This is a genomic window from Amycolatopsis sp. BJA-103, from assembly GCF_002849735.1.
Taxonomy (GTDB): domain Bacteria; phylum Actinomycetota; class Actinomycetes; order Mycobacteriales; family Pseudonocardiaceae; genus Amycolatopsis.
The window spans coordinates 6,903,332-6,917,199 of sequence record NZ_CP017780.1 but is presented as its reverse complement, the minus strand read 5'-3'; the positions used below and the strand labels follow the sequence as shown (position 1 = coordinate 6,917,199).

12 protein-coding genes and 1 riboswitch are annotated in these 13,868 nt (G+C 68.9%); of the genes, 6 read left to right on the top strand and 6 right to left on the bottom strand.

Annotation, left to right across the window (positions count from 1 at the left end; genetic code table 11):
• Positions 1-7: 7 nt before the first annotated feature.
• A complete protein-coding gene (locus BKN51_RS30635) occupies positions 8-931 on the bottom strand; it encodes an NADP-dependent oxidoreductase (RefSeq protein WP_101610942.1) in 924 nt (307 codons plus the stop codon).
• A gap of 89 nt (positions 932-1,020) precedes the next feature.
• Here BKN51_RS30635 and BKN51_RS30630 point away from each other — a divergent pair, with 89 nt between their 5' ends.
• Positions 1,021-1,419 carry a winged helix-turn-helix transcriptional regulator gene (locus BKN51_RS30630; RefSeq protein WP_174720471.1) on the top strand — a complete coding sequence of 133 codons (399 nt, stop codon included), beginning with the start codon at positions 1,021-1,023 and terminating at the stop codon, positions 1,417-1,419.
• A gap of 95 nt (positions 1,420-1,514) precedes the next feature.
• Entirely contained in the window at positions 1,515-3,032 is a 1,518-nt protein-coding gene (locus BKN51_RS30625; RefSeq protein ID WP_101610941.1) for an alkaline phosphatase family protein, read from the top strand.
• Positions 3,033-3,095: 63 nt separating this feature from the next.
• Here the strand turns inward: BKN51_RS30625 and thiD are convergent, their stop codons facing one another.
• Together thiD and thiC are read right to left on the bottom strand one after the other, a co-directional pair.
• Positions 3,096-3,917, bottom strand: a complete 822-nt coding sequence (thiD, locus tag BKN51_RS30620; protein ID WP_101610940.1) for a bifunctional hydroxymethylpyrimidine kinase/phosphomethylpyrimidine kinase — start codon at positions 3,915-3,917, stop codon at positions 3,096-3,098.
• A 34-nt stretch (positions 3,918-3,951) separates the two neighbouring features.
• Positions 3,952-5,595, bottom strand: a complete 1,644-nt coding sequence (gene thiC, locus BKN51_RS30615) for a phosphomethylpyrimidine synthase ThiC (RefSeq protein WP_168214422.1) — start codon at positions 5,593-5,595, stop codon at positions 3,952-3,954.
• Positions 5,589-5,719: riboswitch (TPP riboswitch) on the bottom strand. (Overlaps the previous gene by 7 nt.)
• A gap of 241 nt (positions 5,720-5,960) precedes the next feature.
• Here thiC and BKN51_RS30610 point away from each other — a divergent pair.
• Entirely contained in the window at positions 5,961-8,150 is a 2,190-nt protein-coding gene (locus tag BKN51_RS30610) for a glycoside hydrolase family 15 protein (RefSeq protein WP_101610938.1), read from the top strand.
• Between the two features lie 176 nt (positions 8,151-8,326).
• Here the strand turns inward: BKN51_RS30610 and BKN51_RS30605 are convergent, their stop codons facing one another.
• Positions 8,327-8,893, bottom strand: a complete 567-nt coding sequence (locus tag BKN51_RS30605; RefSeq protein WP_101610937.1) for a peptide deformylase — start codon at positions 8,891-8,893, stop codon at positions 8,327-8,329.
• Between the two features lie 157 nt (positions 8,894-9,050).
• On the opposite strand from BKN51_RS30605, the gene BKN51_RS30600 reads away from it, so the two are divergent.
• A complete protein-coding gene (locus BKN51_RS30600; RefSeq protein ID WP_101610936.1) occupies positions 9,051-9,362 on the top strand; it encodes a DUF3263 domain-containing protein in 312 nt (103 codons plus the stop codon).
• Positions 9,359-9,994, top strand: coding sequence for a LytR C-terminal domain-containing protein (locus BKN51_RS30595; protein WP_101610935.1), 636 nt, complete (start codon positions 9,359-9,361; stop codon positions 9,992-9,994). Before BKN51_RS30600 ends, BKN51_RS30595 begins: the two co-directional genes overlap by 4 nt.
• Before the next feature lie 54 nt (positions 9,995-10,048).
• On the opposite strand, the gene BKN51_RS30590 is transcribed toward BKN51_RS30595, so the two are convergent.
• Complete coding sequence (locus BKN51_RS30590) at positions 10,049-12,328, bottom strand: AAA family ATPase (RefSeq protein WP_101610934.1); 2,280 nt, start codon at positions 12,326-12,328, stop codon at positions 10,049-10,051.
• Positions 12,329-12,347: 19 nt separating this feature from the next.
• Positions 12,348-12,956 (bottom strand): nitroreductase family protein, encoded by a 609-nt coding sequence (locus BKN51_RS30585; RefSeq protein WP_101610933.1) that lies wholly within the window; start codon positions 12,954-12,956, stop codon positions 12,348-12,350.
• An 81-nt stretch (positions 12,957-13,037) separates the two neighbouring features.
• Between BKN51_RS30585 and BKN51_RS30580 the strand changes: the two genes are divergently transcribed.
• Complete coding sequence (locus BKN51_RS30580; RefSeq protein ID WP_101610932.1) at positions 13,038-13,670, top strand: TetR/AcrR family transcriptional regulator C-terminal domain-containing protein; 633 nt, start codon at positions 13,038-13,040, stop codon at positions 13,668-13,670.
• Positions 13,671-13,868 lie beyond the last annotated feature (198 nt).

Below are 13,868 nucleotides of genomic sequence, written 5' to 3'. Positions count from 1 at the left end.
CGCTTGACTACACCGTCAGGACGAGCTTTCCGGTGACACGGCCGCCTTCGCCGACTTCGTGAGCCTTGGCGACGTCCTCCAGCGGGAAGGTCTGCTCGACGTGGACGCGCAGTTCGCCCTTCTCGATCAGTTCGGTCAGCGCCAGCAGGCCGAGCTGATCGGGTTCGGCGAGCATCCCCGACGTCCGCACGCCCAGCTTCTCGGCCTTCGCGGCGACGGCCTCGCTCACGCCGCCCGGAACCGCGATGAGCAGGCCACCCGGCTTCACCGCGTCCAGCCAGCGCAGGTCGCTCTGCTCGCCGACCAGCCCGAACACGACGTCGACATCGGACGCCGTCGCGGTCTCGTCGTGGTAGTCGATCGGCTCGTCGACGCCGAGTTCGCGGAGGAAGCCGTGCTTCCCGGCGCTCGCCGTGCCCAGGACGTACGCGCCACGCGCCTTCGCCACCTGGACGGCGAGGTGCCCGACCCCGCCCGCCGCGGCGTCGATCAGCACGCGCTGTCCCGGCTGGACGCCGGCGATGTCCACGAGGCCCTGCCACGCGGTGAGGCCGGCGAGCGGCAGCCCGGCGGCGTCCTCGTGGGAGAGGTTCGCGGGTTTGCGCACGAACTGGCGGGCGGGCGCGGTCACGTATTCGCCGTAGCCACCGGCCTGCCGGGGAAACCACGGGAAACCGAGGACCTCGTCACCGACGGCGAAGTGCGTCGTGCCGACGCCGAGCTCCTCCACCACCCCGGACACGTCCCAGCCGAGGACGAACGGCGGCTCGCCCATGAAGACGCCGTAGGCCCGGGTCTTCCAGTCGACCGGGTTGATGCCCGCGGCCCGCACCCGCACGAGGACCTCGGTCGGGCCGGGCACCGGACGGCCGGTCTCGGTCACCTCCAGTACCTCCGGGCCACCAAGCCGCTGCTGGGTCACGACGCGCATCGAAAGCTCCTTAGTAGTTCTTGTGACACCATCCTCGGCCGCTTGGTCACTTCTCGCCAGAAGGCACTTGTAGGTAAACTAGGTACCTGATGGAAACCACCTGTGAAGTGCCGGAATCGCCGTGGGACATCTACCTGCGGAACTGTCCGTGCCGAGACGTCCTCGATCTGCTCGCCAACAAGTGGACCGCGCTGGTGCTCGGCGCGCTGTCGCGGCGACCGCACCGGTTCGGTGAGCTGCGCCGTGCCGTCGGCGGGATCAGCCAGAAGATGCTGACCCAGAACCTGCGTGCCCTCGAACGCGACGGCCTGGTCACCCGGACGGTGTACCCGACCACGCCGCCGACCGTCGAGTACGCGCTGACCGAACGCGGTTCGAGCGCGAGCACCCTGCTGATGGCGGTCAGCGAATGGTCCGTCGGCAACTTCGACGGGATCCTGGAATCCCGCAAGGCCTACGACTCGCGCGTGATGGAGCCCGTCGGCTGAAGTCCTTCGCGGCGGCACGCGGACTTCATCGGGAGGACAGTTCGGCGCACTAACTTGACGAACAATTGGTTCGAACAAGTTATCCGGAGGCTTTCGTGCGCAGAACGCTTTCCCTCCTGTCGGCTCTGGTGGCCGTCGCCGGGCTGACCACCGGAGTCGCGGCCGCCGCGGCCAAGACACCGAAGGTGCTGGTCATCGGCCTGGACGGCGCCCGGTTCGACAAGCTGATGGCCGCCGACACCCCGAACGTCCACGCGCTCGTGAAGCGCGGGTACGCCTCGCGCAGCTCGCTGTACGGCAGCGGGATGGCGCCGACGGTCAGCGGTCCCGGCTGGTCCACGATCCTCACCGGCGTCTGGCCGGACAAGCACAAGGTGAAGGACAACTCCTTCACCGGCAACGACCTCGCCTCGCACCCGAGTTGGCTCGCCCGTGCCGAAACCGCGAACCCGGTACTCGACACCTACGCGGCCGTCGACTGGAAGCCGATCGGCGACAAGATCCTGCGTACCGGCCAGGACCGCAAGTTCGTGCTCGACGGTGACAGCGCCGGTTACGAGAAGACGGACGAGCAGGTCGCCGTCGACGCGGAGAAACACCTCAAGCAGGACAAGGCCGACGCGTCGTTCGTCTACTTCGGACAGACGGATGAAGCGGGCCACGCGCACGGCGCGGACTCGCCGCAGTACGAAGCCTCCCTGCGCACCGACGACGCGCTGATCGGCCGCCTGCTGACCGCCGTCGACGCCCGCGCGAACCGTGACGGCGAGGACTGGCTGATCATGATCTCCGCCGACCACGGCCACACGCCGTCGGGTGGTCACGGCGGCGACAGCCCCGAGGAGCGGATGACGTTCGTGATCGCCGCGGGTGGCGCGGTCCCGGCCGGAACCCCCGCCGTGGCACCGAAGATCGTCGACATCGCGCCGACCGTCTTGCGGCACCTGGGTACCGCGGCCCCGGCGATCTACGACGGCTACCCGCTCGGCGCCGCGCCTTCCGACGTCTTCGACACGGCCTCCTTGAAGCCTCGCCAGGACGAAACCGGTGTCCCGGCGGGAGTGCTCGGTTGGACGCACGACGCGCCGGGCGGCTGGACCGTGCGGAACGCGTCCGGAATGCCCGCGGGCGTCGCGGAATGGCAGGGCTGGGCCTTCACGAACGACGACTTCTGGACCCGCACCGCTCCCGGCCAGCAGCGCGAGGCGAACGCCCGGGCGCGCGGCGTCTTCGCAGTCGCCGACCCGGACGAGTGGGACGACAAGGGCTCACCCGCTTCACGCGGCACCTTCGACTCTTCCCTGGTCTCGCCCGGGCTCGACGTTTCCGGTAGGTCCACTGTGGACGTGTCGTTCGTCTCGCACTACCGGCAGGACGGGACGCAGCGGGGCGCGCTGACGGCGTCGTTCGACGGTGGTCCCGAGCAGAGCGTGCTGGCCTACGGACCGGAGTCGGGTACGGCCAACAAGGGCGGGGACGTGCTTTCGGTGCCGACGTCGGCTTCGGTCAAGGTGCCCGCGGGGGCTCGGTCGGTGAAGCTGACCTGGCGCCTGTACGCGGCGGGCAACAACTGGTACTGGGCCGTGGACGCTCCTCGCTTCACGACCCGGTAACGGCTGCAATGAAGGGGGCTTTCATTGCAAATTTCGCAATGAAAGTCCCCTTCATTGCACGCCTCAAGCGTCGCTGAGCCGCCAAAAGGGTGAAACCGGACCCACACCCGCCCCCAGCGGATACGACTCCGCCACGCACCGCTCGATGAACCGTTTCCCCTCGGCGACCGCGGTGGGCACGTCGGCCCCCTTCGCCAGCGAAGAAGTGATCGCCGAGGCCATCGTGTCCCCGCCGCCATGGGTGTTTTGCGTGTCGAACCGCGGCCCGCTCAGCTCGACCCAAGACGTGCCGTCGGACAACAGGTCCACGCAGTCCTGGGCCGCGTCGAGATGGCCGCCCTTCACCAGCACCCATTCCGAACCGAACTCCAGCAGCGCTTCCACCGCTTCCCGCTGCGTCGCCGGACCGGTCACGCGCACGCCGGTCAGCAGCCGCACCTCGTCGAGGTTCGGGGTGATCAGCGTCGCGCGCGGGAAGAGCTCGGTGCGGATCGCCTCCAGCGCCTCCTCGCGCAGCAGCGCGTGCCCGGTCATCGACGCGGCGACAGGGTCCACGACGAACGGTGTCGAAGTGTTCCGTCCGATGTGGACCTCGTCGAGCGTTTTGGCGACGGCGTTGATGATCTCGGCGGTCGCGAGCATCCCGGTCTTGGCGGCGTCGACGCCCATGTCGACGGCGACGGCCTTGATCTGGCCGGTGACGACGTCGACCGGGATCTCGCTGAAACCCTGCACGCCCAGCGAGTTCTGCACGGTGACCGCGGTGAGCGCGACCATCCCGTGCACACCGTTGGCGAAGAAGGTGCGCAGGTCGGCCTGGATGCCCGCACCACCACCGGAATCCGACCCGGCGATGGTGAGGGCGGTCCTGGGTGCCGTGTTCATGACGCCTCCGCGGGAGAGAGTACGTCGGCGTGTGTCACTGATTGACCACCGGCAGGTAGACCTTGTTGCCCTGCTCGGCGAACTCGTTCGACTTCTCCGACATACCGGCTTCGATGGCTTCCACAGTGGACAGTCCGTGTTCCTCGGCGTACTTGCGGACGTCCTGGGTGATGCGCATCGAGCAGAACTTCGGCCCGCACATCGAGCAGAAGTGCGCCGTCTTCGCCGGTTCCGCGGGCAGCGTCTCGTCGTGGTACGCGCGGGCGGTGTCCGGGTCCAGCGACAGGTTGAACTGGTCGTTCCAGCGGAATTCGAAGCGGGCCTTGGAAAGCTCGTCGTCCCACTCCTGCGCGTACTGGTGCCCCTTGGCGAGGTCGGCGGCGTGCGCGGCGATCTTGTAGGTGATCACACCGGTCTTGACGTCGTCGCGGTTCGGCAGGCCCAGGTGCTCCTTCGGCGTGACGTAGCAGAGCATCGCCGTGCCGTACCAGCCGATCTGCGCCGCGCCGATGGCCGAGGTGATGTGGTCGTACGCCGGCGCGATGTCGGTCGTGAGCGGGCCGAGGGTGTAGAACGGCGCCTCGCCGGTCAGCTTCTCCTCGAGCTCGACGTTCTCCTTGATCTTGTGCATCGGCACGTGACCGGGGCCCTCGATCATCACCTGGACGTCGTGCTCGCGGGCGATGTGCGTGAGCTCGCCCAGCGTCTCCAGTTCGGCGAACTGCGCGCGGTCGTTCGCGTCCGCGATCGAGCCGGGGCGCAGGCCGTCACCGAGGGAGAAGGTGACGTCGTACTCGCGCAGGATCTCGCAGAGCTCGGCGAAGTTGGTGTACAGGAACGATTCCTTGTGGTGCGCGAGGCACCACGCCGCCATGATCGAGCCACCGCGCGAGACGATGCCGGTGACCCGGCGCGCGGTCAGCGGGATGTAGCGCAGCAGGACGCCCGCGTGCACGGTGACGTAGTCGACGCCCTGTTCGCACTGCTCGATGATCGTGTCGCGGTAGACCTCCCACGACAGCTTTTCCGGCTCCCCGTCGACCTTTTCCAGTGCCTGGTAGATCGGCACGGTGCCGACCGGGACCGGCGAGTTGCGGACGATCCACTCGCGGGTCTCGTGGATCCGCTTGCCGGTGGAGAGGTCCATGATCGTGTCGGCGCCCCAGCGGGTGGCCCACACCATCTTGTCGACCTCTTCCTCCACAGAGGACCAGACGGCCGAGTTTCCCATGTTGGCGTTGATCTTCACCAGGAACTTCTTGCCGATGATCATCGGCTCGGACTCCGGGTGCTTGCGGTTGGCGGGGATCACCGCGCGACCGCGCGCGACCTCGTCCCGCACGAATTCCGCCGAGCAGCGCTCGCGTGCCGCGACGTACTCCATCTCGCGGGTGATGACGCCCTGTTTCGCCCAGCCCAGCTGGGTGTTGTGCGCACGGCCGTCCGCCCAGCCGGCGCGCAGCCGGTGCAGTCCACTGTGGACATCGATCTGCGCGTCGTCGTCGGTGTACGGGCCGGAAGTGTCGTAAACGTCGAAATGCTCGCCGTTGGAAAGGTCGATCCGCCGGGCGGGGACCCGGAGGCCGGATTCCGTCTGGTTGTAGACCTTGCGGGAACCGGTGATCGGCCCCGTGGTCACGGTCGGCGTGATGGCAGACTTGTTCTCTAGCGTCGTCAACGACGTTCACTCCCTACGCCGGCATTACCCGGTCAGGTTCATGCGGTCGGCGGCGCCGGGTCCCCTAGAAAGACACCAGCCGCCCTCTCAGCCCGCCATGGCGCGAGCTCCCGCGTTGTTTGGTTGTGCCCCGACCATGCCACGCCGGGGCTCGGACAATCAACCCTCCGGGGGATCGGTCACTCCGAAGCCGCAAGTAGGGGACTGGTTGCGGTTCATGCGCGTGCATCTGCCGCAACCAGTCCTCTAGATGCATGATCGACATGTCGACAGCGTTAGCGGTTCACCGGTTTGGAGCATGTGCCCGCACGGGATTCACGACAGAATCCTGAGGTTCTGCACCGTTACAGAAGTCTGGGGTGGTTATGCGAAAACTCGTGCTCCCGGCACTGGCAGGCGTACTGATCGCGGGCCTGGTCCCAGCGGTCGCCGAGGCCCAGGGCAGTGAAACACAGGGCGGTGAGGCGCCCGGAGCGCCCGGCGCCCATCCGAGCTGGCTCCCGGCGGACAAGACCGGCTTCGGCACCGCCCGTGATCGGGCGAGCAACGTCTGGTTCACCCTCCAGGGCGGCCGGATGTCCGAGGTCTACTACCCGGATCTGTCCACGCCGAGCGTCCGCTCGCTGGACCTCGTCGTCACCGACGGGAAGAGCTTCGCCACCGTCGATTCTTCGGCCAGGTCGCAGCAGGTGCGGCGCACCGGCGCGGACGGCCTCACCTACGAGCAGACCATCACCGACGACCAGCGCCGCTGGAAGGTGCGCAAGACCTACGTCACCGACCCGGCTCGCACGAGTGTGCTGATCGACGTCGACTTCGTCTCGCTGACCGGCCGCCCGTACCAGGTGTACGCGGTCGCGGACCCCGATCTCACCAACGAAGGCTCCGACGACTCCGCGCGATCCGGCGTGGCGAACGCGGTCGCTTCCGACGCGAAGACCGCGGCCGCGCTGGCCGCGGAACCGGCGTTCTCGCGCACTTCCGTGGGGTACGCGGGTTCCTCCGACGGCGTCACCCAGCTGACGAAGTCCTTCGCGCTCAAGGATTACGCCAGCGCGGCGAAGGGCAACGTGCTGCTCACCGGGCAGACGTCCGCCGATGGTGTCCGCTCGCGGGACTTCACGCTCTCGCTCGGCATGGGCGCGAAGGACTCCGAGGCACTCTCCAACGCGAAAGCCTCGCTACGGCGCGGATTCGCCGACGCCGCCCGCGCGTACGACCGCGGCTGGAAGCAGTACCTCCGCCAGGTGAAGGACGTCCCGTCGTCCCTCAAGACCAAGAAGGAACGGGACCTCTACAAGGCGTCCGTGCTGATGCTCGCGGCGAGCGAGGACAAGATCCACCAGGGGGCGCTCATCGCGTCGCCGAGCATGCCGTGGCGATTCGGGAACAACGACCCGGAGTGGTCGCCGTCGGGCACCTATCACCTGGTCTGGCCCCGTGACCTCTACCAGATCGCGACCGGCCTGCTCGCCGCCGGTGATCGCGACGCCGCCAACCGGTCGGTCGACTACATGTTCGGCACACAGCAGTTGCCGGACGGGCACATGCCGCAGAACAGCCACGTCGACGGCACTCCGTACTGGACGTCCATCCAGCTCGACGAGACCGCGCTGCCGATCGTGCTCGCGCAGCAACTCGGCCGCACCGACGCCAAGACCTGGCAGGGCGTGCGCAAGGCGGCGGAATTCCTGGTGTCCTACAAGGCGGACAACGGGCACGCCTCGCCGTACAGCCAGCAGGAGCGCTGGGAGGAGCAGGACGGCTACTCGCCTTCGACGATCGCCGCGGTGATCGCCGGACTGGTCTGCGCGGCGGATCTCGCCAAGGCGAACGGCGCCGCCGCCGACGCGAAGCGCTACCTCGACACCGCCGACGCGTTCAAGGCGAAACTCGCCCGGTGGACGGTGACCACGAACGGCCCGCTGTCGAAGGACCCGTACTTCGTCCGGCTGACCAAGGACGGCAACGCGGACAACGGCACGAAGTACAACCTCGGCAACTCCAGCGTCACGATGGACCAGCGTGCCGTGACCGACGCGGGTTTCCTCGAACTGGTGAGGCTGGGCATCTACCGGGCCGACGATCCGGTGATCCGGAACAGCATCAAGGTCACCGACGCCGACATCGCGTTCACCACCCCGACGGGTCAGTTCTGGCACCGGTACACGAAGGACGGCTACGGCGAGAAGGCCGATGGCTCACCCTGGGACTACACGTTCCCGGCCGAAAGCCGGACCACGTTCGGACGGCTCTGGCCACTGCTCGCGGGTGAACGCGGCGAGTACGACCTCGCCGCCGGTGACCGGGGTACGGCCGCGAAGCGCCTTCGCGACCTGGGGCGCGTCAGCAGCTCCGGGGACACCATGCCGGAGCAGGTCTGGGACGAGAACGCGCCTTCGGGGCAGACGGGCTTCCCGGCGGGCACGCCGACGGCGTCCGCGACCCCGTTGGCGTGGACGCACGCCCAGTACCTCCGGCTCGCCTGGTCGGTGGAGGCCGGGAAGGTGATCGAGCAGCCGCGCGTGGTGCGGTGCCACTTCCTGGGCTGCTGACCGCGCTCTGTTGTTGATCGCGCCGACCGTGATCGCGCTGCCAGGGCGCTCCTTGAGCTGGAACGTCACGTTCCAGCCAGGGGCGCCCTGCCATCGCGATCACGGGGCCTTGCGGCCAAAAGGCGCGACTTCAAAAGATCAAAAGACCTTGGTCGCGTCGGCTGTGGTCACCAGGGTCAGTCGCCGGCGGGTTCGGGTTCGGGCAGCCACGAGTTGCCCGGAACGCCCCACTGGTTCGCCTTGAGCATCTTCTTCGCCGCCCGGGCGTGGCGCCCGACCAGCCGGTCGAGGTAGATGAAGCCGTCCAGGTGATCGGTCTCGTGCTGGAGGCAGCGCGCGAGGTAGCCGGTGCCCTCCACCTCGATCGGGTTGCCCTCGGCGTCGAAGCCGGTGACCTTCGCCCACGAAGCGCGGCCGGTCGGGTACGACTCGCCGGGGGCGGACAGGCAGCCTTCCCAGTCGTCGTCCGGGTCCGGCATCGTCTCCGGGATCTCCGAGGTCTCGAGCTTCGGGTTCACCACGACGCCCTTGTGGCGGGTGCCCTCGTCGTCGGGGCAGTCGTAGACGAACACGCGCTGGTCGAGGCCGATCTGGTTGGCCGCGAGGCCGACCCCTTCGGCGGCGTACATGGTCTCGAACATGTCGTCGATGAGCGTGCGCAGCTTGTCGTCGAACTCGGTGATCTCCCGAGTCGGGTTGTGCAGCACGGGCTCGCCGGCGATCACGATGGGATGGACGGTCACGAGCGCAGTTTAGTCGGACCCCTCTGGTACACCCTTACCCATGACGCGCCGACGCCGATACCGAGGCCGGGCGCCGGATCCGTGGTCTAATGGCGCCGCGGAATGACAAGCCTGTGGTTTCACGCCGCCGAGCACTGACCTGATTGCGAGGAGTCGGATGGACGCCGCGGAGTCGATGGCTGAGCCCGACCAGCCGTCCCCGTCGGAGACCGTGCACGGCCTCAGCGAGCGCGAGCTCGACATGCTCGCTTTCGAACGGCAGTGGTGGAAGTACGCCGGCGCGAAGGAACAGGCCATCCGTGAACGCTTCTCGATGTCGTCGACGCGTTATTACCAGCTGTTGAACCGGCTGCTCGAGAAGACCGAAGCCATGCAGGCCGATCCGATGCTGGTGAAGCGCCTGCGAAAGACGCGAGCGGCCCGGCAGCGCAATCGCGCGGCCCGGCGACTGGGGATCGATCTCTCATGAGTCTGTTTTCGGGCCTGTCCCGGCCGATGAAGGCCGCCGGACTGGCCTTGGTCGGTGTCGCCGTGATCGCCGCCGTGATCGGCGGGATCACCCTGACCACCGGCGGCGGTGACTCGGACACGGCGACGCCGCCCGGCACCACGCCCACGACCTCGGACGGCGCGACCCCGCCGTCGAGTCCGGCACCGGGCTCGCCTTCGGCCACCTCACCGCCCGCCTCGTCGGCGCCGCCGTCGAGCGCGCCCGCCAGCTCCGCGCCGCCGGGGAGCCAGCCGGGGCAGACCGGACAGCCCGGGCCGGGCCAGCCGGGCGGAGATCAGCAGGCGTCGCACAAGTGGGTGACCGTGCGCGTCTACAACAACAGCCTGATCCAGGGCCTCGCCGAGCAGGCCGCGAAGGACTTCCGTGCCTCCGGCTGGAACGTCTCCGAGGTCAAGGGCTACCAGGGCAAGCTCCCCGAGACCGTGGCCTACTACCGGCCTGGCACCGACGAGGAAGCCGCCGCGAAGGCGCTGGCCCTGGAGTTCGGCTTCCGCGCCGAGCCGAGGTTCGCGGAGATCCAGAACATCGGCCCGGGTGTGATCGTGATCGTCACCAAGGACTACAAGGTCAACGACAAGACCGGCTCTTAGCCGAGTACGCGAAAGGCCCTCTTCCTCGTGATGGGAAGAGGGCCTTTCGCGTACTCATGCCTGGTTCTGGGCGTAGGCCTCCAAAGCCGCCAGCTGGGCCGGGTCGAGCGACGGCCGCACGGCCTCGGCCGCCTTCGCCAGATGCGCGGCGGTGACCTCCTTGGCCTCCAGCGACTCCCGCATCGCGGTCAGCGCCGCCTCCCGGATCAGCGCCGCGCAGTCCGCCGCCGAGTAACCGTCCAAAGTGGCCGCATAGGCCGCGAGGTCCACATCGGACGCGAGCGGCGTGTTCTTCGCGCTGGCGGCCAGGATCGCCTCACGCGCGTGCGCGTCCGGCGGCGGGACGTAGACGCGACGCTCCAGCCGTCCCGGCCGCAGCAGAGCCGGGTCGACCAGTTCCGGCCGGTTCGTCGCGCCGAGGACGACGACCTCGCGCATCGGCTCGACACCGTCCAGTTCGGTGAGCAGGGCCGCGACGACCCGGTCCGACACGCCCGAGTCCGAGGACTGGCCGCGGCGCGGGGCGAGCGCGTCGATCTCGTCGAGGAAGATCAGCGACGGCGCGGCCTCGGAGGCGCGGCGGAAGAGCTCCCGCACCGCGCGCTCGGACTCGCCGACCCATTTGTCCATCAGCTCGGCGCCCTTGACCGCGAAAACGTTCAGCGCGCCGGTGCCCGCGAGCGCGCGGACCAGGAACGTCTTGCCGCCGCCGGGCGGCCCGTAGAGGAGCACGCCGCGTGGCGGGTCGACGCCGAGGCGGGCGAACGAGTCCGGGTAGCGCAGCGGCCACAGCACCGCCTCGGTGAGCGACTGCTTGACGTCGGTCATGTTGCCGACGTCGTCGAGGGTGAGTCCGCCGGTGGCCAGATTGTCCGAAGTGGACATCGAGATCGGGCGGACGGTGGTCAGCGCGTCGAGCAGGTCCTGCTGGGAGATCCGCGGTTCCTCGGCGTCGCGCTGCCGCAGCGCGGCGCGGAGGGCGGCGTCACGGCGGAGCGCGATGAGGTCGGCGGCGACGAAACCGGGGGTGCGCTCGGCGATCGGGCCGACGTCGACGCCGGACTCCAGCGGGGCGTCGCGCAGGAGCACGCGCAGCAGTTCCGTGCGGGTCTTGGCGTCCGGGAGCGGCAGGCCGAGTTCGCGGTCGAGCAGGTCGGCGGCGCGCAGCCTCGGATCGGTGGACTCGGCCCGCCCGGTGGTGGCGATGACCGCGAAACCCTTGCTGCGCAAGGCCTTGCGCAGGTCGTCGAGGACCACCGTCGCGAGCGGCGGTGGCTGGGACGCGGGCAGCAGCGCGTCGATGTCGGTGATCAGCAGGACGGCGGGGTCTTCGTCGCGCGTGGCCTGCTCGATCGCCTCTCGCAGCCGCGCGGCGGCCACGTTCGGATCGAGAACGGCGATGTTCGGCGCCGCGAGCGACACCACCCGCACCTTCTCGGCCTGTGCCACGGCACGGACCAGCGTCGCCTTCCCGACGCCTTCCGGCCCGGACAGCAGGACGCCGAGATGCGCCGACGTCCCGAGTTTGGCCAGCAGCTCCGGACGGTGGAAGGCCAGGTCGAACCATTCGGCGAGCTTGCGCGCGGCCGACTCGGATCCGGCGAGGTCCGACAGGGGAGGCACGGATTCCTCGGCCACCTCGTCGAGTTGTTCGTCTTCGACGATCTCGGCGTCGATGAAGTCCTCGTGCGGAGTCGAGGGCGTGCTGCGCACCAAGGTCGTCCCGGCGCGGGCCGGGGCGGCGGCGGGCGCGGCCTCGCCGGTACGGGCACCGTCACGCCAGCTGACCACAGTGGACGGTCCGACGGCGACCGGTCCCGACGGCTCGGTGGCGGTGACGGTGAGCAGCTCGTTCGTCCACGTCATGCCGATGGCGCGGGAGAGCTGGCCGCGGACCGCGGAGACGTCGGAGCCCGGCGCGGGCGCGAGATCCTGGGGGAGCAGGGAAACCGCGTCGCCGACGGTCAGCACCTTGCCGATCAGGGCGAGCCGCAGGGTGTGCGGGGAGAGCGACACGCTCGCCATCCGCGAACCCGACACGGTGACCGTCTTCGCCGCCGACACCTCCGCCGGTGCGACGACCACTTCCGAGCCCTCGGTCACGCCGAGGTTCGACATCGTGACGTCGTCGAGGAGGATCACGCCTGGGATCCCCTCCGCCTCCGAGGGAGCGGCCAGCGCGGAACTGACCCGCGCGCCGGTGAGGCGGACGGCGTCCCAGGCCATCAGGCCGAGCGCGTCGAGGACTTCGGGGTGCAGCCGGACGACGCCGCGGCGGGAATCCAGGGCGGAGGGGGTGTGCCGGACGGTCAGCGTGATCTGGGGTGCGCTCACCCCGTCACCCTATCCAGGCTCAGGCGGACCAGCCGTTGAAGTGCGCGATCCGGTCGAGTGGCGGCCGCTTGCCGGGCCGGAAGTCCCGCTGGGTCGTGTACGCGACGGCCAGCAGGGAGATTTGCGTGACGTCGGCCGGGATTCCGAGGAGGCCGGCGACCTCGGCTTCGTGCTCGGCGAGGTGGTAGCCGCACATCGAGCTGCCGAGGCCCTTGGCGCGCAGGGCGAGCTGGAAGCTCCAGATCGCCGGGTACGACGAGCCGTAGTAGGCGCTCTGCTCGATGTGTCCCTCCGGCGGGCGGCCGGTCAGGCAGGGGATCACCAGCGCCGGGACGCGGTCGAGGTTGTCGACGAGGTGCCGCGCCGAGGTGAAGGCGGACGGGTCGACGAGATGCTCGTAGCGCTTCATCGTGGCGATGGCGTCTTCGCGGACGATCCGCGCGATGGGGGTGCGCAGGGCGGGGTCGGTCACGACCACCCAATGCGCGGCGTCGAGGAGGTTGCCCGCGGCGGGGGCCTGCTGCGCGATCCGGAGGCAGTCCTTGAGCACGTCGGTGGGCACCGGGCGCTCGAAGTCGAGTTTGCGGCGGACCGAGCGGGTGGTGGTGAGCAGGGTTTCGGCGTCCATGATTCCTCCCAGAGGTGACTTACGACGTAAGCATACGATGTAAGTACTTACGGCGTAAGTGGCTCGCGGTAGATTCGGGTCATGGCGCTCAGCAGGGAGAAGGTGCTCGACGCCGCGCTGCGGCTCGCGAGCGAACACGGCCTGGCCGGGCTGTCGATGCGAAAACTGGCCGCTGAGCTGGGCGTCGAGGCGATGTCGCTGTACAACCACGTCGCGAACAAGGGCGATCTGCTCGACGGGTTGACCGCGCGGGTCTTCGAAGGTGTCCCGCTGCCCGTTCCCGGTCCTTGGGATTCGCGGCTGCGGGCGCTCACCTCCGGCCTGTACACGGCGTTTTCGCGCTATCCGGTCGTCGTGCGCGCTTTGGCGACGGATCAGGCCAACCCGCGTTCGGTGGGGGCGCTGAAGTTCATCGACGCGATGCTCGAGGCGCTCCTGGACGCGGGACTGGACGAGCGCGGTGCCGCGCGGGGATACCGATCGCTGATGGGGCTGGTGTTCGGGGCCGTGCTGACCGAATCCGTGGGGCTTTCCGGCGGCGTTTCCGAGGAGCGGGCCGAGCCTGTCGACGCGTGGTTCCAGCGACTGGTGACCGCTCGTGAGCTGCCCGCCCTGCACCGGGTGCTGCCGTCGATGCTGGAGGGCGACTGCCTGCAGGACTTCGAATTCCAGCTGGACCTGGTGATCGGCGGGCTGGCCGCTTCGGTGCGGTGAGCAAGGGACCTTCGGTGTCGCGGTGGCGCCGTGTCAGTACATGGCCGTGTCAGTACATGAAGGCCCCCTTCCTTGCGCCTAACGCAAGGAAGGGGGCCTTCATGTACTGAGCAATCCGGATAGAGCGACCGAACCAGACAGCTGAGCGGCAAAACTTCGCGCCTGTCCCGAAAGGCCAGCTCCAGCCCACTTGTCCCC